Below are 25,897 nucleotides of genomic sequence, written 5' to 3'. Positions count from 1 at the left end.
CCTCGTCAAATTTCGATCCACCGTCCGGAGATGCGCCGTGATCGCCAGCAATATCGTCGCCATCACAGGTGCTGCGGGATACCTCGGGCGGCTGACCCGCCGGCACCTGTCGAGGCCGTCTCGGCAACTGAAGCTCCTGGACATTGCCGACATGGGGCCGGCAGGTGAACGCGAAACCCTCATCCGGTCCAGTCTGACCGACGCCGATGCCGTCGCGCGCCTGGTGACGGACGCCGACGTCGTCGTCCACCTGGCCGCCGACCTCTCCGTCGACGACTGGGCCGGCGTCCTCGCCTCCAATCTTGAGGGCACCTACAACGTCTACGAAGCGGCGCGCGCGGCAGGTGTCAAGCGGATCGTCTTCGCCAGCTCCCACCATATCGCGGGCATGTACCCGTCGCGAGTCGTCACCGATACGCTGGCCCCCCACCGGCCCGACAGCCTTTACGGCCTGAGCAAGGGCTTCGGCGAGGACCTCGGGCAATACTACTGGGACAAGTTCGGGCTCGAGAGCGTGGCGCTGCGCATCGGTTCGGCCCGCCCCGCACCGATCGATCCGCGCGAGCGCTACACCTGGCTGAGCGAACCCGACTATTGCCGCCTGATCGACGCATGCCTGACGGCCCCGCGCGTCGGCTTCACGCCGGTATGGGGCGTATCCGCCAATGACGGGGTGTGGTGGGACAATCGGCACGCCGCGCATCTCGGCTTCGCGCCCCAGGACAACGCCGGCGATCACATGCCCGCCCCGGCCCCGCTCGATGCGGCGGCTGAACGGCTGCTCGTCTATCAGGGCGGGAAGCGCTCGCTATACCGGCTCGCCGAGTCTGCCGACGAGCGCCTGGCATGAGCGACGCGCGACTGCTGCCACCGGGAAGCTGCGACTGCCACTCGCATCTCTACCCGTCCGCGGATGCCTTTCCGATACGAGCCGGCCAGCACCACGAACCGAATGCCGACACGGCCGACTATCTCGCCGTCTGCGCCAGCCTCGGCGTCGATCGGCATGTGCTGGTGCAGGGCAAGGCGTATCCGGACCGGCGGAGCCTCCTGCACGGCATGGCCGGACTCGGCTCCGACCGCGCCCGCGGAATCGTCTTCTTCGACGAGGCGCCGACGGCCAACGATCTCGAAACGCTGCGCGCGAGCGGCGTCTGCGGCTTCCGGTTCCTCTTCCGGCCGGGCGAGCCGTTCGATATGGCGCCCGTGCGCGCGGGCGCCGAGCTTGCCGCCGCCATGGACGGGCACGTCATCGTGCAGGCCGAGGGGGCGGAACTGGCCGCGCGCTACGCGGGGCTCCTCGCTCTGCCTTGCCCTGTCGTCGTGGATCACATCGCACGCCTGCCGCGCGGCGCCGGCCTCGACGAGGCGGCGACCCGGGCCCTGCTCGGCTTTCTCGATGACGGCGGCTGGGTCAAGCTCGCCGCCCCCTACAACGTGACCGCAGACGGCCGCCCGGATTTCACGCCATTGTCCGCCCTCGTGCGCGCGCTCGTCGACGCCGGCCCGCGCCGGCTCGTATGGGGCCTCAACTTCCCCCACCCGAACCTTGCTCCGCAGGATAAGCCCGACGAACGCGCCACCCTGCGCTCCCTCATCGATCTGCTCGACCCCACCGAAATCCAGCAGATTTTTGTCGAGAACCCCCGATTGCTATACAAGTTCGAATGAAAGCCGAGAATGCCAAACGAATCTCTGACATATGCTGTCCGAGAATGTACAATCTGCCGGCTGCCCCGCGCAGCGCGGCATCAAGCCCTGGAAACCGGTGAGCATGCCTCCAGCCAACGAAATTCAGAACTCGGACCAGTCGACCACTCAACAGATCCGACAGATTCTGCTGGACCGCATTCTCAACAGCGAGCTGCTGCCGGGCCAGCGCATCAACGAGAACCAGGTCGCGGCCGAGTTTCAGGTCTCGCGCGGTCCGGTGCGCGAGGCCCTGCGCTCGCTCGAACAGGCCTATCTCGTCGAGATGGTGCACAATCGCGGCGTGTTCGTGCGCAAGCTCGATATCCGCGAGGCCCTGCACCTCTACGACGTCCGCGCGGCCTTTGCCTACCTTGCCGGCAAGCTGCTGGCGCGGCGCTTGTCCGCCGAGAAGGTGCGCATGCTCTATGAGCTGCACGAGAAAATGGAAGAAAAGCGCCTTGAGAAGGACGCGCACGGCTATTCCGAGCTCAACGAGCTCTTCCATTCGACGCTCATCCGCTCGACCGGCAACGACCGGCTGATCGAATGGTCCGAAAACATCGACCGGGAGCTTCGCCTCATCCTGCGCGGGGGCGTCGCGGGGCCGTCGCGCCTGCGCGAATCCAACGAGCAGCACCTCAACATCATCCGCAAGATCGACGCCGGCGACGCCCAGGGCGCCGCCCTCGCCTTCGAGGAGCACATCGCCAGCGGCCGGGCCCGCGCGCTCGACAGCCTGATCGCCCAGGACAATTCGGATGAGGTCGATCGCGCCAGGCTTGCGCTGAAGCCCTGAACGTTTCGGGACGTCGGCGAATCTCGTTCCTTCACCGGGATCGCATCGCCGGTCACCGGTTGGGACCGAGTTCTGTCGCGGTGGCTTTCCACATGAACGCAAACTGAATGGCACATTCAGTGCCGGTTCCGGCCTGCACGGCTAATTGCTGCGCCATCGTCAACCCGAAGCGTCAGTCCATAAAGCCATGAGTGCAGTGCTCCGCCCCGCGATGCCGTTCCTTGCGGCTCTCATCTTCAGCGTCGTCCTGGTCGCCCCCATCGCGTTTTCCGTCGGCATGGCCGAGCGGCACAGCTTCTCGGGCAGCGGTGGCGCCGGCATCGTCTTCTACCACGCCGTGCTCGGCATCAGCCGCTAAAGAGCGGTTCAAGGAAAAGTGGACACCACTTTTCCGGTTCGGAAACGCGGCAAAACAAAGAGTGAGAGCTCCCGTTCGATTCAATCGGAACGGGAATTGCTCCAAGTGTCTGCCCCGAAGGCAAACAAAAGGGCCCGCCAGGGGCGGGCCAGGTGTCAGGAAATCTCGGGAGGGCTGCCGGCAGGGCCGGGAGTTGGGGGCTCGGATAGAACGGACCGACCGGCAGCACCGATGTCATCGCCTGATTCCGTGGCGCGAGCCGGGCGGAATCACGACAATTTGAAGGCGGGCGTCATTTTTCCGTTTTTTTGCTCCTCTTGCGACATTGTCATAAAACCTCCACATGCGGCTTCTGCGCAGATGGAGACTTGCAATGGCGTTGGAGTTCGTCCGGCCCGCCGACCTCGACCATGACGGCTTCCGGACCCGTTTCCCAGAAATCGCCGTCCGGGTGAATTGGGAGCGGTTCCGCGCCGACGGCTGGCCGGTTCGCGTCCTGAGGACGACCGCGACCGCCGACGTCCTCGAACTCTTCACCTGCTATCGGCTGAGCCTCGGGCGGGTGAACGCGCACTTCCTGCATTGGCTGTTCTCGCGCAACATGACGGTCAGCGATGTGCTCAAGCGCTATGGGCGCATGCCGCAGCGCGACAGGCGCATCATCGAATCGTTCGTTGCCGAATACCGCGAGGAATCGCTGGTGAAGCTCGAACTGCCGACCTTCGGCCTGCCGGCCGGACGCCAGTTCCTGGCGGACGGCAATCACCGGATCGTCGCCCTCGCCCTGGCCGGCGTCCCTTTCGAGCTCGACCTCTATTCCGTAGCGGCGCCGCCGGCGGCGCGGGCTTTCGTCGGCATGGCCAACAACCGCGACCGCCTTTTTGCGCCGCTTCGCGACCGCACGCTGGCTTGAAACCTTCGCACCGTTAACCCGATGTTAACCCTTCGGGGCAACCTTTAGGGCTGTTCTGGGTGGTTGGGGGCTCAGAAAGAGGTCGTGAATGTATGACTTCAATCCCCGGCCAGCAGCGACCGCGCAGCTCGTCGGCATGCCTGCCGCCGAGGTCGAGCGGGATCTGATCCTCGCGACCCTCCGGCAGACCGAGGGCAACCGCACGCATGCGGCGGGCGTCCTGCAGATCTCGGTGCGCACCCTGCGCAACAAGCTCGCGATCTATACCGAACAGGGATTCGACGTGCCTGCCCCCGGTTTGGTCGACAACGCCCATTGAGGCACCGCGCCCGCCCTTCGGGGCGGGCAGCCTCCATCCCTTCCCCTCAGTTCAGCAACGAGAAGAACCGGCGGCGATGCCAGGCCAGGTGACGCCGGTCCGGGCGCAGCGATTCGTCTTGCGGCACGGCCAGCCGGCCGAGGGGATTGATCGCCTCGAGCAGATCCGGATCAATGCGATGGACATCGACGATCACGCGGAAATCCCCGGCAACCGCCAGATGCCCCGCCTCGAAGGCTTCCGCCGCCGGCGGCGTCAGCACGAGGCAGTTGGTGACATGCACCGGCCCGTCCTCGGACAGCGGGCGGATGGGGGTGATCTGCAGGTCCTCGGCCCGATGACGGGCTCGGCCGGCCTCCGAGAGCCCCGTCAGCGCGCAGATGTGTCCGTAGTTGCGCTTGACGGCCTGGCCGAGCGCGGCGAACGTTTCGAGCGGCGGCAGCGCCGGAGCGTCATAGGCAAATGCCGTCGCGGCCTCCTCGAGACCCGCCGGCCTGCTCCCCTCGTGCGCGCTGTCGAGAATCGCATCGAACATCGCCGATGGCAGGCTGATCCACGGCACGCCTTCGGCCCGGGGCAAGCCCCGATGCGACACGGGACGCGCGAACGGCGCGATCTCGACGAGCTCGGCGACGACCCCCCGCGACTCCGGACTGCTCGGCACGATCCCGCCGAGAACCGCCGAGGCGACGAAATTCAGCTGCCCGCCCTCGTCCGGGCGGAAGATCAGCACGGCGCGCCCGATATGGCGCACCAGCTGCGGCGCATCGAACCGGCGCACGGGCACAAGGCAATCGACGAGCTCGCCCTCGCGGTTCGAGCCGGCGATGTCGAATGCCAGACGCAGCATGCCCCGATCCCTGATTCCACCTAAGGGTGTAACCGTATGGGAAATTCCCAGCAATAAGAGAAAATACGTATGTCTTGATCCGCATTGCCCGCAGGGATAAGCGCTCTACCAAGAGCGCTTGGGGAGGATCAGGTGACGACGTTCGACAACACGCTCAACGCCGACGGTGCGCTCATCGTCGGTGCGGGACTTGCCGGCCTTTTCTGCGCCCTGAAGCTCGCGCCGCGCCCGGTGACGGTGCTCTCGCCCAAGCCCCTGGGGTCCGGCGCCTCCTCGGCCTGGGCGCAGGGGGGCGTGGCGGCGGCCGTCGGCACCGGCGACAGCGCCCACGCCCACGCGCTCGACACCGAAATGGCGGGCGCCGGCATCGTCGACCACGGCACCGCCGAGAGCGTGACGGCGGAGGCGGCCGCGCGCATCGAGGACCTCGCCCGCTGGGGCACGCCGTTCGATCGCGACGACTTCGGCAACTACGAGCTCGGACGCGAGGCCGCGCACTCGGCCAACCGCATCGTCAAGGTCGAGGGGGACCGGGCCGGCTGGGCCATCATGCAGGCCATCATACGCGAGGTTCGCCGCACGCCCTCGATCCGCGTGGTCGAGGGCATAACCGCCGTCGACCTTGCCCGCGCCGACGGGCGCGTCGTCGGCGTCTTCTGCCGCAAGCTCGGCGACCGCTATGTCGAGCCCGTCTTCATCCGCGCCCGCGCCACGGTGCTGGCCGCCGGCGGCCTCGGCGGCCTCTATGCCGTCACCACCAACCCGCCGGGCGTGCGCGGCCACGCCATGGGCATGGCCGCCCGCGCCGGCGCGCTGATCGGCGACCCGGAATTCGTTCAGTTCCACCCGACCGCGATCCTGACCGGCGCCGATCCGGCGCCCCTTGCCACCGAAGCGTTGCGCGGCGAGGGCGCCATTCTCGTCAACGACCTCGGCGAGCGCTTCATGCCTTCGATCCATCCGGATGCCGAGCTCGCCCCGCGCGACGTCGTCGCCCGCGCCAATTTCCGGCAGATCCAGGCCGGCCGCAAAGTGTTCCTCGACACGCGCCGGGTGCTGGGCGAGCGCATCGTCACCGCCTTCCCGACCGTCACCCGCTATTGCCGCGAGGCCGGCATCGATCCGGTCACCGATCCGATCCCCGTCACTCCGGCCGCTCATTTCCACATGGGCGGCGTCCAGGTCGACGGCACCGGCCGCTCGTCGCTTCCGGGCCTGTGGGTCTGCGGGGAAGCGAGCTGCACGGGCCTGCATGGCGCCAACCGCCTCGCCTCCAACTCGCTGCTCGAAGCCACTGTCTACGGCGCCCGCATCGCCGAGGACATCGGCGGGCTGGAGCCCGTGCGTACCCTTGCCCCGTTCGACGGCATCGAGTGGAACGAGGCCAAGGGCGAAGAAGCCGAGCAGGTGCTGCGCAACTTGAAAGCCGTCAAGGACCTCCGGCGGGTGATGACCGACCTCGTCGGCGTCGAACGCGACGCCGAGGGCCTGCGCCAGGCCCTGCGCGATATCGCCGACCTCGAGGCCAACGCCCAGCAGGTCACCCGCGCCTACCTCAACATGACCACCTCGGCGACCCTCGTCGCCGCGGCGGCCCTGAAACGCACCGAAAGCCGCGGCGGGCACTTCCGCACCGATTATCCCGAGACGAGCGAGACCTGGGAGCACCACACCACGATGACGCTCGCCGAAGCCCACGCCATACGCGCCGAGGCTTGATGGCATAGCCCTTCGATACTATCATAAAACGATATTACTGAAGGAGGCCACCATGCCCTCGAGCTACACCATCGGCGAGCACTACGAAGCTTTCGCGCGCAAACTCGTCGACTCCGGCCGCTACGCCAGCGTCAGCGAAGTCCTGCGCGACGGCCTGCGCCTGATGGAGGAGCGCGAGCAGTTGCGCGAAATCAAGCTGAAGGCGCTGAAGGAGGCGATCCAGGAGGGGTTGGAGGGGCCGTTTGAGCCTTGGGATACAGAGGACATCAAGCGGGAAGGACGTCGTCGATTGGCCGAGTCGAAGAACAATGCGGCGTAGGGTACGGCGCAGCGCCGCTACCAAGCGCGATCAGAGTGACATCTGGTGGTATATCGCCGAGCGCAACGTTACGGCTGCCGATGCCATCCTCGAGCGGCTCGATGAAGCCGTGACGATGCTTTCGGAATACCCGGACGCAGGAAGAGCGCGACCGGAACTCGGTCCCGAAGTCCGATACTTCCCGGTCGAACACTATTTGGTTTTCTACAGGTATCAGGACAATGTGGTGGATGTCCTTCGTATCCTTCACGCCGCGCGCGACATTACCCCCGAGATGCTCTCCGACTGACGCAGCCTACCCCACGAGCTCCGCCAGCACGGCGTCGACCTCCGCCCGCGTCGGCGGCACGCATCCCTTGTGGGCGCAGTTGAGACCGGCGACCACCGCACCGAACCCCAGCATGCCGGCGAGCGATACGTCGTCCAGCCGCTCGATCCTGCCCGGCGCCAGCACCTTGTGGTCGGCAAGGTAGGTCAAAATCCCCGCCATCAGGCTGTCCCCGGCTCCCACCGTGTCGCCGAAGACCGGCGGGCTGTAGATGCTGGCCTCGGCGAGGCCCGAGCGCGTGAAGGCGCGCGAGCCGTTTTCGCCGAGCGTCACGACGACGAGTTCGCAATTGGCCCGGTCGAGGAGTTGCGCGGCCTGGTCCTCGATGCTGGTGCGCGGGTCGAGCCAGGCGAGGTCCTCCTCGGAAACCTTGACGATATGGGCAAGGTCGAGGAAGCGCGAGAGCTGCGCGCGGTAGCCGTCCGGATCGTTGATGAGCGAGGGGCGCACATTCGGGTCGATGGAGATGGTCGCGCCGCGCCCGGCGGCTGCCTTCACCACCTCCAGCCATACGGCCGCGTCCGTCGGCTCGATCGGCCCGAACCCGCCGAACTGCAGCACCTCGATATCGCCCGGCACTGCTGCGATCCCCTTCTCGGCCGTCAGCGCCCGCTCGGCGCCGCGGTAGAACTCGTATTGCGCTTTGCCCGCCGCATCGAGGGTGACGACGGCAAGCGTCGTCGGTTCTATGACCCGCTCCGGCAGCAGCGGCTTCACCCCCGCCGCCGCCAGCGGCTCCAGCAGGTACCCGCCGAACCCGTCGCGCGAGATGGGGCAGAGAAAACCGGTCGAGTTGCCGAGCTTGGAAAGGGCGATCGCGCAGTTGTAGGGCGAGCCGCCCTGGTGTGCGCGCATGCGGATGGTCCCGTCCGCTCCGCGCGGCTCGCTGACGAGATCGATAAGGCTTTCCCCGCCGACGACGAACATTGACGCCCTCCCTGTATCGGACGGCCCCGCACATAGCATGTCTGTCGGCTTTGTCACCAGGCGAGGCGAGCGACCGTACGGAACCCTGCCCGGCGTGCATCAATCAGCCGAAGGGCGTGTAGTTGGTATCCCACCAGGCGCGCCAGCGCGCCGCAAGTTCGTCGAACGCCGCATCGTCGAGCCCGAACGTCGTCAGCAGCGCCGAGCCGCCCCCGTTCGGGCGCGTATCGGCAACGCCCATGTCGCTGACCACCAGCAGCCCGTCGCCCCATTCGGTGACGTTGAGGCCGAGCTGGAAATGCGTCCTGTGCCAGACCAGCCCCGAGATCGTCTCGCCGGTCGGCAGGCCAATGGAATATTCCGCTCCGTCGGGCTTGGCCGCGAGTTGAACGAGACCGAGCGCCTCGCGCGGCTGCGCGCCCCCGGCTTTTGCCGCACCCGACAGGTAGAGCGTGCGCCGCTCGGCCCCCGGATGCCGGTCGAGCAGCAGGCGCAACTGCTGGATGAAAGTCACCCAGCCTTCCGGCACGTCCTGGTAAGCGCCGGACCAATCGACGTCCGGCCCACGCCGTGCGACGATGACCGTCGTCTCCGCGCCATCGTCGGAAAGCGCGATCGCGTCGGAAACGCCCTCCCATTCGCCGAACTGCAGGAGATGAGCGGCCTCGTCCGCCTGCGCATGCTCAAAGAAGATGAAGTCGATCTCGTCGGCGAGCGTCTCGGCGTCCCAGCCGAACCAGTTGCGCAACTGCTCGCGCTCACGCAGCGCTCGCCACACCGTTTCGACCGGCGCCGCGATCGCCGTTTCGATGAGTATCTGCCGGTCGTCGTGTGTTGCGCCCATCCCGTCCCTCCTTTGCGCTAAGCATAGCTCAGAATGTGAGCTCCGAGAAAAAATCGGCCGGGCACGGAATAACTCCCCTCCCCCGGTGTTGACACTTATGCGGCCGGGCTCATCCGGTCGCCAATCCGAGGGAGTTTACCGCAAAATGCTGTCCAAGCTTCTCGCCGGCGCCGCCGTGCTCGCGCTCATGGCCGTGCCCGCCATGGCCGCCGAATATCTGGGCGGAGCCGTCAAGTCCACCGACATCGGCGGCAAGATGGTGCTGACCGACGCCAACGACATGACGCTCTACATCTTCGACAATGACGAGCCCGGCGTGACCAACTGCTATGATCAGTGCGCCATCAACTGGCCGCCGCTGATCGCCGATGCCTCGGCGACCCCCGAGGGCGAGTTCACCCTCGTCGACCGTACCGACGGCACCAAGATGTGGGCCTATAAGGGCATGCCGCTCTATCTGTGGAAGGACGACGTCAATCCCGGCGACGTCACCGGTGACGGCGTCGGCGGCGTCTGGCATCTTGCAGTCGAATAGGGCCGGGTAGGCCGGCAACAAAGGGGCCCGCCTTGGGTGACCTCATCGCCGAGATCGAGGCTTGCGTGCCGGCGCTGCGGCGCTACGCCCGCGCGCTGACGCGCAATGCCGACGTCGCCGACGATCTCGTGCAGGATTGCCTGGAGCGAGCCCTGGCCCGGCGCGGGCTGTTCCGGCCGCAAGGACCGGTCCGCGCCTGGCTCTTCACCATTCTCCTGAACCTTTACCGCAACGGCCTGCGCGCCAGCCGCCGGCGCGGCGAGACCGTTGCCATCGAGGACATGCCGTCCGAGCCGATGACGCCCGCCGCCCAGCCCGGCCACATGGCCCTGGCCGAGATCGCCCGCGCCATCGAGGCACTGCCTCCGGACCAGAAGGAGGCGCTGCTGCTGGTCGTCCTCGAGGGCGTCAGCTACGCCGAGGCGGCCGGCATCCTCGGCATTCCGCAGGGGACGCTGATGTCGCGCCTGTCGCGCGCCCGCGCGGCGCTGCGCATTATCGGCGGCACCTCGGGCGAACCGTATTTGAGGACCGTCAAATGACGACCGTCGGCCCCATTTCCCGCGAAACGCTGCTGGCCTACGCCGACGGCCAGTTGAGCGCGGCCGAGGCCGAGACGGTCGAGGCTTATCTTGCCGCCAATCCCGAGGCCGCCGCCGAGGTCGCCCTCTGGCGCCGGCAGGACGATGCCATCCGCACCCTCTTTTCGCCCGCCGCCGCCGAGCCGGTGCCGTTGCGTTTAAAGCCGGCGCGCCTCGCCGCCGAGCTGAAGATGCGTAACCGCGGCCGCTGGCGGCTCGCCGCGGCGGCTGTCGTCCTCCTCGGCCTGGGACTCGGCGCCGGCTGGCTCGCCCGACCGCTCTTCGAGCGCGCGCCTGCGGCCAGCGAGATGCTCATCGCCAGCGCCGTCAACGCCCACCGGGTCTTTTCCGCCGAGAACCGCCATGCCGTCGAGGTCGCCTCCGACGAAGAGGAACATCTCGTCACCTGGCTTTCCAACCGCCTCGAAACGCCAATCGGCGCGCCGGACCTCTCGCCCGAAGGTTTTGCACTCAAGGGCGGCCGGCTCCTGCCCGGCGAGCCGCAGGCCGGCGGACGCGCCGCCCAGCTGATGTACGAGGATGCCGCCGGCGAGCGCGTCACCGTCTACATCACCGCCGCCCTGCCCGACCGCAAGCCTGCTTACGAGTTCACCAGCCGCGACGGCGCCGCCGCGTTCTATTGGGCGAATGAAGCGATCACCTGCACGGTGGTGGGCACCCTGCCCGGCGAGCGCATGAAGGCGGTCTCGCAGGCGGTCTACCGGCAGCTGACGGGCGGAGGCGGAATCGGCGCGGGTATTGCCGGCGATTACCTCGAAAACGGTTAGAACAGGCCCCCTCACCCGACGGCTTTGCCGTCGACCTCTCCCCCGAAGGGAGAGGTGGGCGGGCTCCCAGAGACGATGCCTCCTTTCACCTCTCCCTTGGGGGAGAGGTCGGCGCGTAGCGCCGGGTGAGGGGGCCTTCCCAGCAGAGAGGGTATGATTGCCCTCAGTGGTTCCCGCCCACCCGGTTCCTGGGCGGAATGTCGTTGGAATAGATGTTGTGCGGCCCGATGTTGCGGATATCCCGCTCGCCGCAGAGCGCCATGGTGATGTCGAGCTCGCGCGCCAGGATGTCCAGGACCCGCTTGACCCCTGCCTCTCCGCCGGCGCCCAGCCCCCACAGGAACGCCCGGCCGATGAAGGTCGATTTGGCGCCCATCGCCAGTGCCTTGACCACGTCCTGGCCCGAGCGGATGCCGCCGTCGATATAGACCTCGGCCGTCTTGCCCACCGCATCGACGATCTCGGGCAGCACCCGGATGGTCGAGGGCGCGCCGTCGAGCTGGCGACCGCCATGGTTGGAGACGATGACGGCATCGGCCCCATGCGCCACCGCCTGGCGCGCGTCCCCGGCGTCGAGCACGCCCTTGACGATCACCGGTCCGCCGAACCGGTCCTTGACCCAGGAGAGGTCCTTCCAGCTGAGCGACGGGTCGAACTGGCTGTTGGTCCACACCGAGAGCTTGGAAAGGTCCCCGGCGTTCTCGACATGCCCGACGATGTTGCGGAAGGTGCGCCGCTGCGTGCCGAGCATGCCGAGGGCCCAGCCGGGCTTGCGCGCCATTTCGAAGACGAATTTCGGCGTGAACTTGGGCGGCGCCGACATGCCGTTGCGCAGGTCCTTGTGCCGCTGACCGAGGATCTGCAGGTCCATGGTGAGAACCAGCGCCGAGCACTTTGCAGCCTTGGCCCGGTCGATCAGCCGCTCGATGAACTTGCGGTCGCGCATCACGTAGAGCTGGAACCAGAAGGGCTTGGTCGTGTTCTCGGCCACGTCCTCGATCGAGCAGATCGACATGGTCGAGAGCGTGAACGGCACGCCGAACACCTCCGCCGCCCGCGCCGCCTTGATCTCCCCGTCCGGATGCTGCATGCCGGTGAGCCCGGTCGGCGCCAACGCGACGGGCATGGCGACCTCCTGGCCGATCATCGAGGTCTTGAGCGAGCGGCCCTCCATGTTGACCGCGACGCGTTGGTTGAGCGTGATCTTGGCGAAGTCGTCCTGGTTGGCACGGTAGGTGCTCTCGGTCCACGCCCCGGAATCGGCATAGTCGAAGAATTGCTTGGGCACCCTTTGCCTGGCCAGCGCCATCATCTCGGCAATGGTGAGGACTTTGGAAAGATCGGCCATACGCTTGCCCCGTGATCGATCGCATTGCTGTACTAACTAACATGTTAGTCGTCAATGCGCCTTGCCTTGCCGCGCGCTTGCCTGCAATCTCCCCGCGCAATCGGGAGGAATAGCATGGCGATCGTCGGCGACGCGTACGAATACATAGACAAGAAGTTCTATGATCTCACCGTCCCCATCGCCGACATCGAATTGATCTTTGACAAGTGCCGCTGGAGCGAGGGACCGGTCTGGTTCGCCGACGGCGGCTATCTCGTCTGGTCGGACATTCCCAACAACCGGCTCCTGCGCTGGGTGCCGGACCTCGGCGTCTCGGTCTTCCGAACGCCCTCCAACTACATCAACGGCAACACCCGCGACCGCGAAGGCCGGCTCGTCTCCTGCTCGCACGGCGCCCGTGCGATTCTGCGAACCGAGCCCGACGGCACCATCACCACCCTCGTTTCCCATTACGAGGGCAAGCGCCTCAACTCGCCCAACGACCTCGTCGTCAAGTCGGACGGCACCATCTGGTTCACCGACCCGACCTACGGCATCATGTCGGACTATGAGGGCTACAAGGCCGATCCGGAGCTTCCCGCCTGCTACGTCTTCCGCTTCGATCCCGCCGACGGGTCGCTCGCCATCGTCACCGACGAACTGAAGAAACCCAACGGCCTCGCCTTCTCGCCTGACGAGTCGATTCTCTACGTCGCCGACAGCGGCCGCAGCCACGATCCGGACTGGCCGACGGTCATCCGCCGCTTCGACGTGGTTGGTGACCGCCTCGCCAACGGTCGCGAGTTCGTGCGCACCGGCGCCGGCGGGCCCGACGGTCTGCGCCTCGACATCCACGGCAATGTCTGGACCAGCGCCGGTCCCTCGATCGAATGCTACGATCTCTCCGGCGCCCTCCTCGGGCGCATCCGCGCCCCGCAGGCGGTTTCCAACCTCACCTTCGGCGGCGAGAAGCGCAACCGGCTGTTCTTCACCTCGACCCAAGCGGTCTATTCGGTGTTCGTTGCGACGACCGGCGTGCAGCGACCCTGATCGTTCCACAATCGGCAACGGTGCGTGACGGTTTCAGTTATTGCCTGCGAGCGCGCGCAATCGAAATAATACCGCAATGACATTGAGACCGGTCTAGCAAGGATCACCGCTGCGGGCGTGAAAGGCCCCCTCACCCGGCCTTTCGGGCCGACCCCTCCCCCAAAGGGAGAGGTGCCGCGGTGGCGGGTACGATGCCCTTTCACCTCTCCCTGGGGGGAGAGGACGCCGCGCAGCGGCGGGTGAGGGGGCCTTGGCGATGACGCGGAGAGAAGGAAGGATTGACGATGACCGACTACATCTTCCGCGAGGGCAAGGGCGCCGATCCGCGCGCGCCCCTCTTCTTCGTCTTCCACGGCACCGGCGGCAACGAAAACCAGTTCTTCGATCTCGCCCACCAGCTCCTGCCCGGCGCCCATGTCGTCGCCCCGCGTGGCGACGTCTCCGAGGGCGGGGCGCTGCGCTACTTCCGCCGCACCGGCGAAGGCGTCTACGACATGGAGGATCTGGCGCAGCGCACCGCCAGCATGACCGCGTTCGTGCGCGATTGGCGCGAGCGCGTTGAGCCCTCCGCCGTCATCGGCCTCGGCTATTCCAACGGCGCCAACATTCTTGCCTCCGTGCTCTTCGAGACGCCGGGGCTCTTTTCGGCGGCCGTGCTGATGCACCCACTGATCCCCTTCTCGCCGCCGGCCCGCCCGGAGCTTGCCGGCACCCGCGTCCTCATCACCGCCGGCCGGCGCGACCCCATCGCCCCGGCGTCCGCAACGCAGAACCTTTCCGACTACTTCGCCCGCGAGGGCGCCGCGGTCGATCTCTTCTGGCACGAAGGCGGCCATGAACTGCGCCAGGAGGAACTGCTGAAAGCAGAGGAGTTCCTCGCGCCCTACCGCGTCGCCACAGCCTAGTTGATCGCAGTGGCCGACCGCGCCATGATCCCGGCAGGGATGGAGGGCTCGGCAATGCGTGCATTCGTGATCGGCCTGATGCTGGCTTGCGCCCTCGCCACACCGGCGAGCGCCCAATACGAGCATTGCGGCGAGGACGACATCGCCTGCCACGAGCTCTGGTACTGGCTGGAGGAAACCCTCTTCCTCTACGAGCAGGGCGTCTCCGCCAGTCTCGACGAGGGCGCCCGGCAGTGCTTTGCAGCCGACATCGCCGCCTGGCGCGCCGAGGTCGAGGCAAGCTGCGCCGACGACGCCGTCTGCACCGAAGCGGCCTTGCGCCAGCGCATCGCCAGCCTCGATCCCCTGCAGCCCGGGGCCAACGCCGCCGAGGGCGCGGCGATGGATGGCGTCCCCGAGCTCGCGGCCGTGCTCGGTCCGGAGCCCGAAACCGGCGCGCCCGCTTCCGCCGAACCCCTCGAGGCGAGCGGCCCGCTCGTCTGGGCCGGTGAGAATCCCGAGCACATGGGCCTCGCCGTCGATGCGGGCGCAACCGCTCCCCACGTCGTCGTCTTCGACATGGAGATCGGCAGCCAGGCCGGCCACGATGCGCTCCTCGCCCTCGCCGAGGCCGCGACGCCCGTTCGCGTCACCGGCGGCGCGCGCGTGGCGCCCGACGGCGTCGCCAATTTCGACACCGCCGGGTGCCGCCTCGTCTACCGGCTGCCGGACTGAAGGCTCCGAGAAATTTTCGAGCTACCCCCTTGAAACCTTTGCTGCCGCGTTTATATCGCGGGAGCGGCGCCGGGCCCCTCTGGCGGTGGTGATCTAGTTCGCCCCGTGATGTCGGAGCCGCTCCACTTGCACATGGAGAAGGTCCGGCTATGGAAACCCTGCTTGCCGCCCTCACGGGCGATTTCCTTGGTACTCCCATCTATTTCTGGGTCGCGTTCATCGCGCTCGTCATCGGTCTGCTTGTTTTCGACCTCGGCATCCTCCATCGCGATGAGCACGAGATCGAGGCCAAGGAGAGCCTGCTGCTCTACGGCATGTATGTCTGTATCGCCCTGGCCTTCGGCGCCTGGGTGTGGTTCCAGCGCGGCGCGCAGGCGGGCCTGGAGTTCTACACCGGCTATCTGATCGAGCAGTCACTGGCGATGGACAACATGTTCGTCATCGCCACGATCTTCGGTTTCCTGGGCATTCCCCGCCTCTATCAGCACCGCGTGCTGTTCTGGGGCATCCTGGGCGTGATCCTGTTCCGCGCCATCCTGATCGGCGTCGGCGCGGCCCTCGTCAACAATTTCAACTGGATCCTGTTCCTCTTCGGCGCTTTCCTGGTGTTCACCGGCATCCGCATGTTCAGCCATCAGGACGATGAGCCGGATATGGACAACAACAGGATCCTGAAATTCCTGCGCAAGCGCTTCCGCATCACCAATACGCTGCGGGGCCGCAGCTTCATGGTCAAGGAGCCCGACCCCAAGACCGGCAAGATCGTCACCTGGCTGACCCCGCTGGCCGTGGCCCTGATCATGGTGGAGATCGTCGACCTGATCTTCGCCGTCGACTCGGTGCCGGCCGTCTTCGCCGTCACGCAGGACACCTTCATCGTCTATACCTCCAACATCTTCGCCATCCTCGGCCTGCGCGCCCTCTACTTCGCGCTGGCGGCGGCGATGAACCGCTTCCGTTACCTGCAGGTCTCCCTGGCGATCATCCTGGTGCTCATCGGCATCAAGATCTTCCTCGTGCCGCTGCACATCCACATCGACACCCTGCTCTCGCTGGTCGTGACCATCTCGATCCTCGCCGGCGGCGTGCTCTACTCCCTGTGGAAGACGCGCAACGAGCCGAACCTGACCGAAGCGGAGGCCGTCGAGGGCGAAGAGGAAAAGGCGAGCTCCGCACGCAGCTGACGGAGTAGAGCGCTCCAGGTCAGCGGAAACGACGGCCCTCCCTCCCCCTCAAGGGGGAAGGGAGCAGGCATTCTGCCTCAGCCGACGCCAGCCGCATTCCGCCTGTCGCATGGCCGTGCTAATGAACGTTTCGAAGAAACGGAGGGCATGGCCATGCGTATCTGTCTGGCAATCGTCGCTTTTCTTGGCGCCGTCGTCGTCTCGTTCGGCGCGTCCGCCGCCAGTTTCGACTGTTCGAAAGCCGCCACCGACGTCGAGAAGGCCATCTGCGGCTATCCCGATCTCTCGGCGGCCGACGAAGTGCTGGCGACCGCCTGGGCCACCGCCATCGGTGGGCTCAGCAAGGACGCGGTCGTCAGGATGCGTGAGGGCCAGCGCGCCTGGCTCGATTTCGCCCGCTATGCCTGCATCGACAATTCGGATGACGAGACCATCGAGGGGCGCGGCCAGTGCCTCCTCTCCGAGTTCAACGACCGGATCAAGACCCTCGAAGGGTCGCGCATGCTCGGCGGGCACCGCTTCTATCTCGTCACCGGCAATTCCGGCGAGATCGATCCCGACTACGACATTTCATCGGCCTGGCATGTCGCCTCCCACGCCTTCGCCTATCCGCAGATCGACGCCGACACCTCGATGGCGCGCAGCTTCAACGCGCTGATGGCCGGCCTGCGGGGCGACGGCGGCGACGGCGAGAGCTCCAACGCATCGAGCGACACGGACCTCAACGTCACCCTCGAAGACGTCCTGCCCGCCCGCATCACCGTTACCCTCAACGACTTCTGGTACGGGCACGGCGCCGCTCACGGCAACTACGGCATCTCCCACGTGCACTATCTCGTCGAGGACGAGCGCGAGATGGAGGCGGCCGACCTCTTTGCCGGCGAGAACTGGCAGCAACAGCTCGGCGACCTCGCCATCGCCGCTTTGAAGGCCGAGCACGGCGACGCCCTCTTCGAGAGCTTCGAGGACGACGTGCGCGCGGTCGTTGCCGATCCCAACCGCTGGATCTTCCGCGACTACGGCCTCGGCCTCCAGTTCCAGCCCTACGAGGTCTCCGCCTACGCCTACGGCGCTCCTACGGCGACGGTCAGCTGGGACGACCTCGACGGCCTCCTCAGCGAAAAGGGCCAGAACCTGCGCTGGGGGTATTGAACGGCACCCGCATGAGCATCCTGGCCGAGTTCGACCGACTGCAGCCCGTCCTTGAGGAATTGGGCCTGTCGGCGCTTGTTCGCGCCGAGGAAATGTCCGGTGGCAGCTCGCCCGTCTATCGCCTCGATCTTGTCGACGGCCGGCAGGTGACGTTGAAGACACACAGAGACGGCGTGCCGGGAACGCCCGCCAAGGAAGCGTTTGCGGCCGGGCTGCTGCGTGACCTCGATATTCCGGTCACGCGCTATCTCCTGGTCGACGAAACCAGGACGCGCCTGCCGTTCCGGTTCGCGATCACCAACTACCTGCCCGGCGCCGCCGTCAGGACGCTGAAGGACCATCCGGGGATCTCCAACGTCTACCGCCAGATGGGCGTGCTGCAGCGCAAGCTGCATACGGTCGCGATGCCCGCATACGGCCACATGAATGCCGATGGCATCATCGCGCCGGTCGCAACCAACACCGAGTTCGTGCGCAGTCTCATCGAGGATATCTTCGAGAGGTTCCCCCGCCAGGGTGGAGAGCCTGTGCTCGCAAGCCGCCTGCGCCGGATCGTCGAGGAGCGGTTCGATGACATCGTCCCGCACAGCACCGGCCCGGTCTTCGCCCACGATGATCTGCAGCCCGGCAACGTGTTGGCCGCGAGAACGCCGGACGGGAGCCTGACGCTCAGCGGCCTCATCGATTTCGGCAACGCCCGCGCCGCCGACCCGGTGTTCGATCTGGCCAAGTGCCTGTTCTGTTCGAGGCACGAAGCGCCCGATAGTCCTGCCCTGATCCTCGAAGGATACGGGCCGATCGATCACCCGGCCCCGCAGGAGGCGCTCCAGTACTATACGCTGCTGCACCGGATGACCATGTGGTGGTGGCTCCGACACATCGGTGTCATCCCCACGCCTGAGTCGCCGAGCGATCTCATCGACGACCTGCGATCGATGGCAGGCGCCTGAGCTGGCCGCTCACCCCGCCCGCAGGTCCGCCCAGTCCGGATGTCGACGGAACTGCACCTCGACATAGGGGCAGCGCGGGATGATGGTGAACCCTTCTTCGCGCGCGTCGGCGATCGCGGCCTTCACCAGTTGCAGTGCGATGCCGCGCCCCTCGAACTGCGGCGGAACGCCCGTGTGATCGATCGACATGATTTTGGGCGCCACCCACCTGTAGGTCATCTCGGCCTCGTATCCGGGGGCGAGCCGCGCCGAATAGCGGCCGCGGTCCTGGCCGTCGTCTCGTTCGACCGTGACGGGAAATTCGCTCATGGATTTGAGGCCTTGGGCTGGTGTGGGGTCCTCCTATATCGTGCCGCCTGCAATCATTGGCAAGCGCCCGAGGAGTTCACATGTCCCTGCCCATCCACCACATGATCGCCACCGGCCCGCGCCCGGTCGCTCCGTTCTCCCACGCGGTCGAGGCGGATGGCTGGGTGTTCGTGACGGGCCAGATGCCGACCGATCCGGAGGCGCCCGATGCGCCGCTCCCCGACGGCATCGAGGCGCAGACGCGCCGGGTGATGGAGAATTTGAAGCTCGTCCTCGCCGGCATCGGCCTCACCCTCGAGAACGTGACGTTCGTGCGCATCTATCTCACGCATTTCGAGCGTGACTACGCGGCAATGAACGAGATCTACAAGGCCTATTTCGAGCCCGGCAAGCTGCCCGGCCGCACCACGATCGGCGTCACCGGCCTCGCCGTGGGCGCGCTGGTCGAGATCGATATGGTGGCGCGGAGGCCTTAGCCGGACACGGACATCTCCACCTCCTCCGATGTCACCCCGGCGAAAGCCGGGGCCCAGTAAACCTGGGCATGTGGCTGGAATACCAGGCTCTCCCACCCACAGGGTCATTCCCGCGAAAGCGGGAACCTCCGTTTTTCTCTGATGACGTGTAACAGAGGTCCCCGCTTTCGCGGGGATGACCCGGATAAAGGCGGTTAACGCAGAGCAAGACCGCGCCTACGCCGTGTACTGGATCCCGGCTGCAGTTTACCCCGAACTTGATCCGGGGCCGGGGGACAACGGCTAACATGGCGGCCTCTGCGCGCTGCCTACTCCCCCACCTGCGCAAAGATCCACTGCCGGAACGCCGTGATTTCCGGCCTCGGCCGCCGCTGCGGCGCGGTCACCAGGTGATAATGCAGGTCGGACGGCAGCACCTCGACGAAGCACCGCACCAACCGCCCGGCCTTGAGGTCGTCGGCAACGAGCGAGGAGCGCACCAGCGCGAAGCCCTCGCCGTGACGGCACGCCTCGAGCATGTCGGCAAAGGTCGGGTAGACAGGGCCCGCGTCGAAATCGACCTGCCGCGACATTTCCTCGCCGATGCTTCCCTCCTCGGTGCCGAAGAGCTGGCTGTGCCAGCGCCGCCAGTCGAGCACCGTGTGCCGCTCGCCCTCATAATGGAGCAAGGGGGCGGCGAGCAGCGCCTTCCTGTTCGGCAGCCGCTTCTGCAATTCCGGCGAGGAAACCGCGAACTCCTCCTCGAGCATCAGCCGCTGCGCCTCGAGCCCGGTTCCGCCGCTGCCGAGCCAGATGGCGATGTCGGCCTCGCCGGCGAGGAGATCGGCCCGCCGGTATTCCAGCGTCACGCTGACGCTGATTCCGGGGTTCGCCGATAAAAAACCTTCGAGGCGCGGCGCCAGCCATTGGGTGCCGAATTCGGGGGTCGTCGAGAGCATCAGCCGCCGCTTGGGGCCACCGCCCTGCCGCGCCGCCGCGAGCGTGCGTGCGAGCGCCTCGAGGCTCTCCTCGACCTGCGGCAGCAGCGACTGCCCGAGGGCCGTCAGGCTCACCGCCCGCTTGTCCCGGGCAAACAGTTGCCCGCCGAGCCATTCTTCGAGCTGCGCGATCTGGTGGCTGACCGCCGTCTGCGTCAGCCCCAGCGCCGCCGCCGCCCTGGTGAAGCTGCCGGCTTCGGCGACGGCGAGGAACGCGCGCAGCCCCTGCAGCGAGGGCAGCGCGGTCGAGGCGAGAATCATGAATTCCTCTCATGCATGACGTGGCAAGGCTTCGTTTCACATCGCGCAAGCTAAGCGCGATCATGACCATCATGCAATCGCTGCGGATTCACATCATGAGAATCTTTGATGCAATAGGCCGCCTGTTCCTCGGCTCGCGCGAGCCCGCAGACGCCCTGCGTCGCGACCTCGGCCTCGTCGAAAAAGAGACCCCCGGCCGCGACTGGTGGGATTACGTTTAGGCGGACGAGCCCTTCAGCAGCCCTCATGGTGAGGTGCCGCGAAGCGGCCTCGAACCACGAGGGCGTGGCACCCTGGCAACCCCTCACCCGGCGCTTCGCGCCGACCTCTCCCCGGAGGGGCGAGGTGAACTTCCGCGGTCGTGGCACTATTTCATACGAGCACGAAGCCATCCCCTCCGCCCCTCTGGGGCGAGGGTTAGGGGTGAGCGGTTCCGCGATAGCCGCAGCTGGACGCCAGAACTGCGGGCTCTACCCCTGCCAGGCCTTCACATTCTGCCGCTGTTCGCCCAGTCCCTCGACGCCGAGCCGCATCACGTTGCCGGCCTTCAGCCACACCGGCTCCGGCTTGATGCCCATGCCGACGCCCGGCGGGGTGCCGGTGGTGATGATGTCGCCCGGCTGCAAGCTCATGAAATGGCTGATGTAGGAGACGAGGTGCGCCACCCCGAAGATCATGGTCCTGGTCGAGCCGTCCTGGTAGCGATGCCCGTCCACTTCGAGCCACATGCCGAGATTCTGCGGATCGGCGACCTCGTCGCGCGTCACCAGCCACGGCCCGATCGGCCCGAAGGTGTCGGCCGACTTGCCCTTGACCCATTGCCCGCCGCGCTCGGTCTGGAAGTGCCGCTCGGAAAGGTCGTTGACGACGCAGTAGCCCGCGACGTGCTCCAGCGCGTCCTTCTCCTCGACATAGCGCGCTTGCCTACCGATGACGACGCCGAGCTCGACCTCCCAGTCCGGCTTGATCGAGTTCTTGGGGATGACGACGTCGTCGTTCGGCCCGATGATGGCGCTCGTCGCCTTCATGAAGAGGATGGGCTCGCTCGGGATCGCCGCACCGGTCTCGGCGGCGTGGTCGGCATAGTTGAGACCGACGCAGATGAACTTGCCGACATTGGCCACGCACGGTCCGATCCGCTGATTGCCGTCGAGCTTGGGCAGCACCCCGATATCGACCGCCCGGATGCGCGCCAGCCCTTCGGGGGTCAGCGTCTCGCCCCCGATGTCGGTGACCACGCCGGAAAGATCGCGGGCGACGCCCTCGGCGTCGAGGATCGCGGGCTTTTCGGCGCCCTTGGCGCCCACGCGCAGCAGTTTCATCGGTGGTCTCTCCTCTTGCAGCCGTTGAGTTCTAACATGTTAGTGAGTTTCTTACCGGCGCCCCACCGGGGTGTCGAGCCGCTTTTGCCTGAATTCGTTCGGCGAAAGCGGTTTGTGCGTCAGTTCCACCCAATCGCCGACGGTCATCCCGGCAAAAGCCGGGAACCAGTACACACTGGTCGCCAGGCCCTTCCACTATCTCTCCCTCCCACCGGGTCATCCCCGCGAAAGCGGGGACCTCCGTTTGTTGCCGGCGGGAGAGAACAGAGGTTCCCGCTTTCGCGGGAATGACCCGGAGAGCGTGAGGGCATTGTGCAAGAGCCGCCTGGCCAGCATTTACTGGGTCCCGGCTTCCGCCGGGATAACATCCAGTGATGCACACGTCACTGCGGCCGCACGATGCCCTTCTTCAAAAGAATATTCCCGTAAAGCCGCCGCTCACCGGTCTGCACGATCGCATAGGCCGATTTCACCCGCTCGTAGAAGGCGAAGCGCTCGATCGTATCGAAGGCGAACCCCGGCTCGTGCCGCTCGATGATCTCCCCGAACGCCGTCATGATCGGCTCGCGCCTGTCGGGCTCGCCCACGACCTGCATGCCGAAGGCGGCGACGTCGACGAAGCTGTCGAGCGGCATCAACGTCAGGATCGCGTCGAGCACATCCGTCGCCGAGAGCCCGTCGAGCCGCACGATCTCGGGGCCGGCACTCTCGGCCGGATAGTTGGCATCGACGATGGCGATCTCGTCGCCATGGCCCATGGCTCTGAGGATCGACAGGAGGTCCGGGCCGAGGATCGGCGGAATACCTTTGAGCATGATTGGTCCTATCCGAAGGGGAAATTGTCGGTCTCGATGCTCTCGCCGTCGGCAAAGAGCTCGGGATGCTGCTTGGCGAAAGCGAAGAGCTCGACCATCACCGCATCGATATGGGCGCGGATGGCCTTGGTCGCCTGCCCCGCGTCCGCCGCGAGGATCCCGTCGAGGATCGCCTGGTGCTCGGCGATGGTCAGCGCCAGGCGCCGCGGCGTGATGATCAGCCGGCGCGCCCGGTCGAGATTGGCTCGCGCCGAATCGATGATGCCCTTGATCTTGGTGAACTTCATCGAGCGGAAGATGATGTCGTGGAAATCGACGTCGATCTGGTGGAAGGTGTCGGCGTCGTCCCTGCCCGCGACCTCGCGCTGGCGCGCCATGTTCTCGTGCAGCGCATCGATGAGCTCGGGCCTGTGCGTGCCGATCAGCACCCGCAGCGCCTCGCTCTCCAGGGCCTTGCGGATCAGCATGTATTCCTTGACGTCGGCGATCCGCACCAGCGACACCGTCGAGCCGCGCTGCGGGGCGATGTCGACCAGCCCCTCGGCCGAAAGCCGCGCCAGGGCCTCGGAAACCGGAAAGCGCGAGACCGAGAGCCGCTCGCAGATCGCCCCCTTGTCGAGGGTCGCGCCGGGCGGTAGCGCCAGCGTCACGATCGCGTGGCGCAGCGCCGCCGTCACCTCCTGGGTGACGCTGCCGCGCGCGGGCGCGACTGAACGCTCGAGAAAATCATAGGGACTTGGCTGCGATCTCATGCTAACATGTTAGTTAGAGCCGTGGTGCTTGACAACGCCGAGGATGCCGAAGCCGCCGCCCAGCATTGGGAGTGGCAATCTGGCGGCAAATCCCGGCTTGGTAAAGCGCAGTTGAGACCCGTCCCCCGGAGCGCTTTCAGGAAAAGTGGCCACCGCACTTTTCCGGCTCGAAAGCGCGACCAATAGGAACTGAAAGCCACCTGATGACGCAGACCATGACCCGCCCCGAAGGACGCACCCTGGTGCTCAATTCGGCCGACAACATCGCCGTTGCCCTCTCCAACCTCGAGGTGGGGAGTAAGACCCGCGAGGGCGTTTCCATCCAGCGCCGGGTGCCCAAGGGGCACAAGTTCGCGCTTCGCCCCATCCGCGCCGGCGAGGCCATCGTCAAGTTCGGCCAGGTCATCGGCTTCGCCAAGGACGCCATTCCCGCCGGCGACTGGGTGCACGAGCACAATTGCGGCATGGGCGGCGCCGACGGCACCTTGAAGCACGACTACGCCTTTGCGCAAGGCGCCGTTCCGCCGCAGATGGTGCCCGTCGCCGAGCGCGCGACCTTCGAGGGGTACCGGCGCGCCAACGGCAAGGTCGGCACCCGCAACTATATCGGCATCCTGACCTCGGTGAACTGCTCGGCGACGGTGGCAAAATTCGTCGCCGACGCCATCAACCGCTCGGGGATCCTCGCCGACTATCCGGAGGTCGATGGCGTGGTACCCTTCGTCCACGGCACGGGCTGCGGCATGGAAAGCCGCGGCGAAGGCTTCGATATCCTGAAGCGCACCCAGTGGGGATACACCTCCAATCCAAATCTCGGCGCAGCGCTCCTCGTCGGGCTCGGATGCGAGGTGTTCCAGATCGGCCGCATGAAGGAGATGTACGGCATCGAGGAAGGGGAAACCTTCCAGACGATGACCATCCAGGAGCAGGGCGGCACCCGCAAGATGATCGAGTGGGGCGTCGAGCGGGTCAAGGAAATGCTGCCCATCGCCGCCGCGGCCCGGCGCGAGACGGTCGATGCCTCGCACCTCACCCTCGCCCTGCAGTGCGGCGGATCGGACGGCTATTCCGGCATCACCGCAAATCCGGCGCTCGGCTACGCCGCCGATATCCTGGTGCGCAATGGCGGCACCGCCATCCTCTCGGAAACCCCGGAGATCTACGGCGCCGAGCATCTGCTGACCCGCCGCGCGGTGACGCGCGAGGTCGGCGAGAAACTCATCGATCGCATCCACTGGTGGGAAGACTACACCCGCCGCAACAAGGGCGAGATGAACAACAATCCCTCCCCCGGCAACAAGCTCGGCGGGTTGACCACCATCCTCGAGAAATCCCTGGGCGCCGCCGCCAAGGGCGGCACCACGCCGCTGACCGCCGTCTATGAATATGCCGAGCCGGTGACCGAAAAGGGCTTCGTCTTCATGGACACGCCCGGCTTCGATCCGGTCTCGGCCACCGGCCAGGTGGCGGGCGGCGCCAACATCCTCGCCTTCACCACCGGCCGCGGCTCGGCCTATGGCTGCAAGCCCGTGCCCTCCATCAAGCTCGCCACCAACTCGGACATGTACGCGCGCATGGAAGGCGACATGGACATCAACTGCGGCGACATCGTCGAGGGCGTCTCGATCGAGGCCAAGGGCCAGGAGATCTTCGACCTGCTGCTGCGCACCGCCTCGGGCGAACGCACCAAGTCCGAGGAACTGGGCTACGGCGACAACGAGTTCGTCCCCTGGCAAGTCGGCGCCACGATGTGATCGACAGCCATCCGTTCTCGCGCCACTATTGGCGCCAGAACGGGAGGCGCGAATGCTCACCGTCCACGTCTTCATCTCCGGGCGCGTCCAGGGCGTCGGCTACCGCCTCTGGGTCGAGCGGCAAGCACGCGCCCTTGGGCTCGAGGGCTGGGCAACCTTCGTGACGGCCGCGTCGAAGCGGTCTTCCATGGAGACCGTCAGACAGTCGAGGCAATGATCGACGCCTGCCACGAAGGTCCGCCCTCCGCCCGCGTCGCCGGCGTCACCAACCAGGCCTGGCCCGGCGATTCCCCCGTCGGCTTTTCCGTCCTGCCGACGGGATAACGGGCTATGCCCGCGCGGACTGGATCTTCATCTCGATGGAAATCACGTCGCCGACCGTGACATTGCTCTTCCTGCGCACATCCGCCTTCAGCGGCAGGAGATACGTGTCGTCCTTGGGAAAGAGCGCGGTATAGAACGCGACCCCGCCGATCGTCGCGGTGACGGGGATCATGCCCCAACCATAGCTCACGAGTTTCGAGACCCGCCTGATGTCTCCGGCATGTTCGGCTGGAACCGGCGCATAGAAGAACGGCGCGGGACCGCGCCAGTAGATCACCTCGGCCTCGAACCCCAACTCGAGCATGCTCCCTCCTGCCGGCACGCTAGCCCAATCCGAAGCGGCCGCCAATCTGGCCTCGATCCGCTTGACCGGTGCAAGCCAGTGTCCGACGCTCGCCGGGAGGAACGACAACCGTGGGGTTGGCACCATCCCGCCCCCACCGGCTGTCATCCCGGCGAAAGCCGGGACCCATCCTGAGATACTGCACCAGCCGCAAGATGTGTGAATTGGGGCAGGAATGCAGCCGCTCTTCCCGTGCTCGTTGAGGCGGTCAGGGCTGGGTCCCGGCCTGCGCCGGGATGACAGGCGGTGGGGTTGGCAGGAAGGTACCACAGGCACAATGCGTCCCCCTCCCCCTTGAGGGGAGGGGTTGGGG

31 protein-coding genes and 1 pseudogene are annotated in these 25,897 nt (G+C 66.5%); 22 read left to right on the top strand and 10 right to left on the bottom strand.

The genetic code is table 11. The annotated features are described in order from the left end of the window. Window positions 1-37: 37 nt before the first annotated feature. From VE25_RS10710 to VE25_RS10690, 6 genes are all read left to right on the top strand, one after another. Window positions 38-850: an NAD-dependent epimerase/dehydratase family protein gene (locus VE25_RS10710; protein ID WP_052731888.1), complete on the top strand. Its 813-nt coding sequence runs from the start codon at window positions 38-40 to the stop codon at window positions 848-850. Further along, the gene (locus VE25_RS10705; RefSeq protein WP_046108615.1) at window positions 847-1,671 is read left to right on the top strand and encodes an amidohydrolase family protein; all 825 of its coding nucleotides are present in this window, start codon (window positions 847-849) and stop codon (window positions 1,669-1,671) included. The genes VE25_RS10710 and VE25_RS10705 overlap by 4 nt, the downstream gene beginning before the upstream one ends. Before the next feature lie 103 nt (window positions 1,672-1,774). Then, entirely contained in the window at window positions 1,775-2,488 is a 714-nt protein-coding gene (locus tag VE25_RS10700) for a GntR family transcriptional regulator (RefSeq protein ID WP_046108630.1), read from the top strand. A 187-nt stretch (window positions 2,489-2,675) separates the two neighbouring features. Next, window positions 2,676-2,846 carry a hypothetical protein gene (locus tag VE25_RS22985; protein WP_160299979.1) on the top strand — a complete coding sequence of 57 codons (171 nt, stop codon included), beginning with the start codon at window positions 2,676-2,678 and terminating at the stop codon, window positions 2,844-2,846. Window positions 2,847-3,219: 373 nt separating this feature from the next. Further along, a complete protein-coding gene (locus tag VE25_RS10695) occupies window positions 3,220-3,759 on the top strand; it encodes a hypothetical protein (RefSeq protein ID WP_046108614.1) in 540 nt (179 codons plus the stop codon). Between the two features lie 88 nt (window positions 3,760-3,847). After that, the gene (locus VE25_RS10690) at window positions 3,848-4,078 is read left to right on the top strand and encodes a helix-turn-helix domain-containing protein (RefSeq protein WP_046108613.1); all 231 of its coding nucleotides are present in this window, start codon (window positions 3,848-3,850) and stop codon (window positions 4,076-4,078) included. A gap of 46 nt (window positions 4,079-4,124) precedes the next feature. On the opposite strand, the gene VE25_RS10685 is transcribed toward VE25_RS10690, so the two are convergent. Further along, window positions 4,125-4,928 carry a hypothetical protein gene (locus VE25_RS10685; RefSeq protein WP_046108612.1) on the bottom strand — a complete coding sequence of 268 codons (804 nt, stop codon included), beginning with the start codon at window positions 4,926-4,928 and terminating at the stop codon, window positions 4,125-4,127. A 132-nt stretch (window positions 4,929-5,060) separates the two neighbouring features. Here VE25_RS10685 and VE25_RS10680 point away from each other — a divergent pair, with 132 nt between their 5' ends. Genes VE25_RS10680 through VE25_RS10670 form a run of 3 tightly spaced genes read left to right on the top strand, consistent with a single transcriptional unit; the run spans window position 5,061 to window position 7,255 of the window. Next, window positions 5,061-6,647: an L-aspartate oxidase gene (locus VE25_RS10680; protein ID WP_046108611.1), complete on the top strand. Its 1,587-nt coding sequence runs from the start codon at window positions 5,061-5,063 to the stop codon at window positions 6,645-6,647. Window positions 6,648-6,699: 52 nt separating this feature from the next. Continuing rightward, complete coding sequence (locus tag VE25_RS10675) at window positions 6,700-6,966, top strand: type II toxin-antitoxin system ParD family antitoxin (RefSeq protein ID WP_046108610.1); 267 nt, start codon at window positions 6,700-6,702, stop codon at window positions 6,964-6,966. Next, complete coding sequence (locus VE25_RS10670; protein ID WP_046108609.1) at window positions 6,956-7,255, top strand: type II toxin-antitoxin system RelE/ParE family toxin; 300 nt, start codon at window positions 6,956-6,958, stop codon at window positions 7,253-7,255. Before VE25_RS10675 ends, VE25_RS10670 begins: the two co-directional genes overlap by 11 nt. Window positions 7,256-7,261: 6 nt before the next feature. Here the strand turns inward: VE25_RS10670 and VE25_RS10665 are convergent, their stop codons facing one another. Further along, window positions 7,262-8,221, bottom strand: a complete 960-nt coding sequence (locus tag VE25_RS10665; protein WP_046108608.1) for a carbohydrate kinase family protein — start codon at window positions 8,219-8,221, stop codon at window positions 7,262-7,264. Between the two features lie 103 nt (window positions 8,222-8,324). Then, window positions 8,325-9,065, bottom strand: coding sequence for an SRPBCC family protein (locus VE25_RS10660; protein ID WP_046108607.1), 741 nt, complete (start codon window positions 9,063-9,065; stop codon window positions 8,325-8,327). A 145-nt stretch (window positions 9,066-9,210) separates the two neighbouring features. Between VE25_RS10660 and VE25_RS10655 the strand changes: the two genes are divergently transcribed. The 3 genes from VE25_RS10655 to VE25_RS10645 are packed head-to-tail and all read left to right on the top strand — an operon-like array spanning window position 9,211 to window position 10,969. Further along, window positions 9,211-9,600 carry a COG4315 family predicted lipoprotein gene (locus tag VE25_RS10655; protein ID WP_046108606.1) on the top strand — a complete coding sequence of 130 codons (390 nt, stop codon included), beginning with the start codon at window positions 9,211-9,213 and terminating at the stop codon, window positions 9,598-9,600. 32 nt (window positions 9,601-9,632) lie between these two features. Next, entirely contained in the window at window positions 9,633-10,142 is a 510-nt protein-coding gene (locus VE25_RS10650; protein ID WP_046108605.1) for a sigma-70 family RNA polymerase sigma factor, read from the top strand. Continuing rightward, window positions 10,139-10,969: an anti-sigma factor family protein gene (locus VE25_RS10645; RefSeq protein WP_046108604.1), complete on the top strand. Its 831-nt coding sequence runs from the start codon at window positions 10,139-10,141 to the stop codon at window positions 10,967-10,969. The genes VE25_RS10650 and VE25_RS10645 overlap by 4 nt, the downstream gene beginning before the upstream one ends. Window positions 10,970-11,132: 163 nt before the next feature. Here the strand turns inward: VE25_RS10645 and VE25_RS10640 are convergent, their stop codons facing one another. Next, entirely contained in the window at window positions 11,133-12,317 is a 1,185-nt protein-coding gene (locus VE25_RS10640) for an alpha-hydroxy acid oxidase (RefSeq protein WP_046108603.1), read from the bottom strand. Between the two features lie 114 nt (window positions 12,318-12,431). Here VE25_RS10640 and VE25_RS10635 point away from each other — a divergent pair, with 114 nt between their 5' ends. From VE25_RS10635 to VE25_RS10610, 6 genes are all read left to right on the top strand, one after another. Next, a complete protein-coding gene (locus tag VE25_RS10635; RefSeq protein WP_046108602.1) occupies window positions 12,432-13,346 on the top strand; it encodes an SMP-30/gluconolactonase/LRE family protein in 915 nt (304 codons plus the stop codon). A gap of 278 nt (window positions 13,347-13,624) precedes the next feature. After that, complete coding sequence (locus VE25_RS10630; protein ID WP_439328906.1) at window positions 13,625-14,251, top strand: alpha/beta hydrolase; 627 nt, start codon at window positions 13,625-13,627, stop codon at window positions 14,249-14,251. A gap of 54 nt (window positions 14,252-14,305) precedes the next feature. Beyond that, window positions 14,306-14,965: a hypothetical protein gene (locus tag VE25_RS10625; protein WP_152664585.1), complete on the top strand. Its 660-nt coding sequence runs from the start codon at window positions 14,306-14,308 to the stop codon at window positions 14,963-14,965. A gap of 149 nt (window positions 14,966-15,114) precedes the next feature. Continuing rightward, window positions 15,115-16,149, top strand: coding sequence for a TerC family protein (locus tag VE25_RS10620; protein WP_046108599.1), 1,035 nt, complete (start codon window positions 15,115-15,117; stop codon window positions 16,147-16,149). 153 nt (window positions 16,150-16,302) lie between these two features. After that, window positions 16,303-17,301, top strand: a complete 999-nt coding sequence (locus tag VE25_RS10615) for a DUF3298 domain-containing protein (RefSeq protein WP_201776075.1) — start codon at window positions 16,303-16,305, stop codon at window positions 17,299-17,301. A gap of 11 nt (window positions 17,302-17,312) precedes the next feature. After that, window positions 17,313-18,251, top strand: coding sequence for a phosphotransferase family protein (locus VE25_RS10610; protein WP_046108597.1), 939 nt, complete (start codon window positions 17,313-17,315; stop codon window positions 18,249-18,251). A 9-nt stretch (window positions 18,252-18,260) separates the two neighbouring features. On the opposite strand, the gene VE25_RS10605 is transcribed toward VE25_RS10610, so the two are convergent. Next, on the bottom strand, window positions 18,261-18,560 hold the full coding sequence (locus VE25_RS10605; protein ID WP_046108596.1) for a GNAT family N-acetyltransferase: 300 nt from the start codon (window positions 18,558-18,560) through the stop codon (window positions 18,261-18,263). A 101-nt stretch (window positions 18,561-18,661) separates the two neighbouring features. On the opposite strand from VE25_RS10605, the gene VE25_RS10600 reads away from it, so the two are divergent. After that, window positions 18,662-19,036, top strand: coding sequence for a RidA family protein (locus VE25_RS10600; protein WP_083988867.1), 375 nt, complete (start codon window positions 18,662-18,664; stop codon window positions 19,034-19,036). A 308-nt stretch (window positions 19,037-19,344) separates the two neighbouring features. On the opposite strand, the gene VE25_RS10595 is transcribed toward VE25_RS10600, so the two are convergent. Beyond that, window positions 19,345-20,274: a LysR substrate-binding domain-containing protein gene (locus VE25_RS10595; protein ID WP_046108594.1), complete on the bottom strand. Its 930-nt coding sequence runs from the start codon at window positions 20,272-20,274 to the stop codon at window positions 19,345-19,347. Window positions 20,275-20,285: 11 nt separating this feature from the next. Here VE25_RS10595 and VE25_RS10590 point away from each other — a divergent pair, with 11 nt between their 5' ends. After that, window positions 20,286-20,495: a hypothetical protein gene (locus VE25_RS10590; protein WP_046108593.1), complete on the top strand. Its 210-nt coding sequence runs from the start codon at window positions 20,286-20,288 to the stop codon at window positions 20,493-20,495. Between the two features lie 249 nt (window positions 20,496-20,744). Here the strand turns inward: VE25_RS10590 and VE25_RS10585 are convergent, their stop codons facing one another. From VE25_RS10585 to VE25_RS10575, 3 genes are all read right to left on the bottom strand, one after another. Then, window positions 20,745-21,596: a fumarylacetoacetate hydrolase family protein gene (locus VE25_RS10585; RefSeq protein ID WP_046108592.1), complete on the bottom strand. Its 852-nt coding sequence runs from the start codon at window positions 21,594-21,596 to the stop codon at window positions 20,745-20,747. Window positions 21,597-21,979: 383 nt separating this feature from the next. Continuing rightward, window positions 21,980-22,411 (bottom strand): RbsD/FucU family protein, encoded by a 432-nt coding sequence (locus VE25_RS10580; protein WP_046108591.1) that lies wholly within the window; start codon window positions 22,409-22,411, stop codon window positions 21,980-21,982. Window positions 22,412-22,419: 8 nt separating this feature from the next. After that, window positions 22,420-23,163 (bottom strand): GntR family transcriptional regulator, encoded by a 744-nt coding sequence (locus VE25_RS10575; RefSeq protein ID WP_046108590.1) that lies wholly within the window; start codon window positions 23,161-23,163, stop codon window positions 22,420-22,422. A gap of 203 nt (window positions 23,164-23,366) precedes the next feature. Here VE25_RS10575 and VE25_RS10570 point away from each other — a divergent pair, with 203 nt between their 5' ends. Together VE25_RS10570 and VE25_RS22365 are read left to right on the top strand one after the other, a co-directional pair. Further along, window positions 23,367-24,917, top strand: a complete 1,551-nt coding sequence (locus VE25_RS10570; protein ID WP_439328905.1) for a UxaA family hydrolase — start codon at window positions 23,367-23,369, stop codon at window positions 24,915-24,917. A gap of 52 nt (window positions 24,918-24,969) precedes the next feature. Then, a pseudogene (locus tag VE25_RS22365) lies at window positions 24,970-25,241 on the top strand (acylphosphatase). Window positions 25,242-25,245: 4 nt separating this feature from the next. On the opposite strand, the gene VE25_RS10560 reads toward VE25_RS22365, so the two are convergent. Next, window positions 25,246-25,545 (bottom strand): DUF1905 domain-containing protein, encoded by a 300-nt coding sequence (locus VE25_RS10560; protein WP_046108589.1) that lies wholly within the window; start codon window positions 25,543-25,545, stop codon window positions 25,246-25,248. Between the last annotated feature and the right edge of the window lie 352 nt (window positions 25,546-25,897).

It is taken from the genome of Devosia geojensis, assembly GCF_000969415.1.
Taxonomy (GTDB): Bacteria; Pseudomonadota; Alphaproteobacteria; order Rhizobiales; family Devosiaceae; genus Devosia; species Devosia geojensis.
Note: the sequence above shows the minus strand (reverse complement) of the source record. Positions and strands in the feature narration are given on the sequence as shown.

Bases quoted from the DNA above. Each gene is read 5' to 3' on its own strand.
- VE25_RS10705 (WP_046108615.1), top strand. From the start codon at position 847: ATGAGCGACGCGCGACTGCTGCCACCGGGAAGCTGCGACTGCCACTCG.
- VE25_RS10700 (WP_046108630.1), top strand. From the start codon at position 1,775: ATGCCTCCAGCCAACGAAATTCAGAACTCGGACCAGTCGACCACTCAA.
- VE25_RS22985 (WP_160299979.1), top strand. From the start codon at position 2,676: ATGAGTGCAGTGCTCCGCCCCGCGATGCCGTTCCTTGCGGCTCTCATC.
- VE25_RS10695 (WP_046108614.1), top strand. From the start codon at position 3,220: ATGGCGTTGGAGTTCGTCCGGCCCGCCGACCTCGACCATGACGGCTTC.
- VE25_RS10690 (WP_046108613.1), top strand. From the start codon at position 3,848: ATGTATGACTTCAATCCCCGGCCAGCAGCGACCGCGCAGCTCGTCGGC.
- VE25_RS10685 (WP_046108612.1), bottom strand. From the start codon at position 4,928: ATGCTGCGTCTGGCATTCGACATCGCCGGCTCGAACCGCGAGGGCGAG.
- VE25_RS10675 (WP_046108610.1), top strand. From the start codon at position 6,700: ATGCCCTCGAGCTACACCATCGGCGAGCACTACGAAGCTTTCGCGCGC.
- VE25_RS10670 (WP_046108609.1), top strand. From the start codon at position 6,956: ATGCGGCGTAGGGTACGGCGCAGCGCCGCTACCAAGCGCGATCAGAGT.
- VE25_RS10665 (WP_046108608.1), bottom strand. From the start codon at position 8,221: ATGTTCGTCGTCGGCGGGGAAAGCCTTATCGATCTCGTCAGCGAGCCG.
- VE25_RS10660 (WP_046108607.1), bottom strand. From the start codon at position 9,065: ATGGGCGCAACACACGACGACCGGCAGATACTCATCGAAACGGCGATC.
- VE25_RS10655 (WP_046108606.1), top strand. From the start codon at position 9,211: ATGCTGTCCAAGCTTCTCGCCGGCGCCGCCGTGCTCGCGCTCATGGCC.
- VE25_RS10645 (WP_046108604.1), top strand. From the start codon at position 10,139: ATGACGACCGTCGGCCCCATTTCCCGCGAAACGCTGCTGGCCTACGCC.
- VE25_RS10640 (WP_046108603.1), bottom strand. From the start codon at position 12,317: ATGGCCGATCTTTCCAAAGTCCTCACCATTGCCGAGATGATGGCGCTG.
- VE25_RS10635 (WP_046108602.1), top strand. From the start codon at position 12,432: ATGGCGATCGTCGGCGACGCGTACGAATACATAGACAAGAAGTTCTAT.
- VE25_RS10625 (WP_152664585.1), top strand. From the start codon at position 14,306: ATGCGTGCATTCGTGATCGGCCTGATGCTGGCTTGCGCCCTCGCCACA.
- VE25_RS10620 (WP_046108599.1), top strand. From the start codon at position 15,115: ATGGAAACCCTGCTTGCCGCCCTCACGGGCGATTTCCTTGGTACTCCC.
- VE25_RS10615 (WP_201776075.1), top strand. From the start codon at position 16,303: ATGCGTATCTGTCTGGCAATCGTCGCTTTTCTTGGCGCCGTCGTCGTC.
- VE25_RS10610 (WP_046108597.1), top strand. From the start codon at position 17,313: ATGAGCATCCTGGCCGAGTTCGACCGACTGCAGCCCGTCCTTGAGGAA.
- VE25_RS10605 (WP_046108596.1), bottom strand. From the start codon at position 18,560: ATGAGCGAATTTCCCGTCACGGTCGAACGAGACGACGGCCAGGACCGC.
- VE25_RS10600 (WP_083988867.1), top strand. From the start codon at position 18,662: ATGATCGCCACCGGCCCGCGCCCGGTCGCTCCGTTCTCCCACGCGGTC.
- VE25_RS10595 (WP_046108594.1), bottom strand. From the start codon at position 20,274: ATGATTCTCGCCTCGACCGCGCTGCCCTCGCTGCAGGGGCTGCGCGCG.
- VE25_RS10590 (WP_046108593.1), top strand. From the start codon at position 20,286: ATGCATGACGTGGCAAGGCTTCGTTTCACATCGCGCAAGCTAAGCGCG.
- VE25_RS10585 (WP_046108592.1), bottom strand. From the start codon at position 21,596: ATGAAACTGCTGCGCGTGGGCGCCAAGGGCGCCGAAAAGCCCGCGATC.
- VE25_RS10580 (WP_046108591.1), bottom strand. From the start codon at position 22,411: ATGCTCAAAGGTATTCCGCCGATCCTCGGCCCGGACCTCCTGTCGATC.
- VE25_RS10575 (WP_046108590.1), bottom strand. From the start codon at position 23,163: ATGAGATCGCAGCCAAGTCCCTATGATTTTCTCGAGCGTTCAGTCGCG.
- VE25_RS10570 (WP_439328905.1), top strand. From the start codon at position 23,367: ATGACGCAGACCATGACCCGCCCCGAAGGACGCACCCTGGTGCTCAAT.
- VE25_RS10560 (WP_046108589.1), bottom strand. From the start codon at position 25,545: ATGCTCGAGTTGGGGTTCGAGGCCGAGGTGATCTACTGGCGCGGTCCC.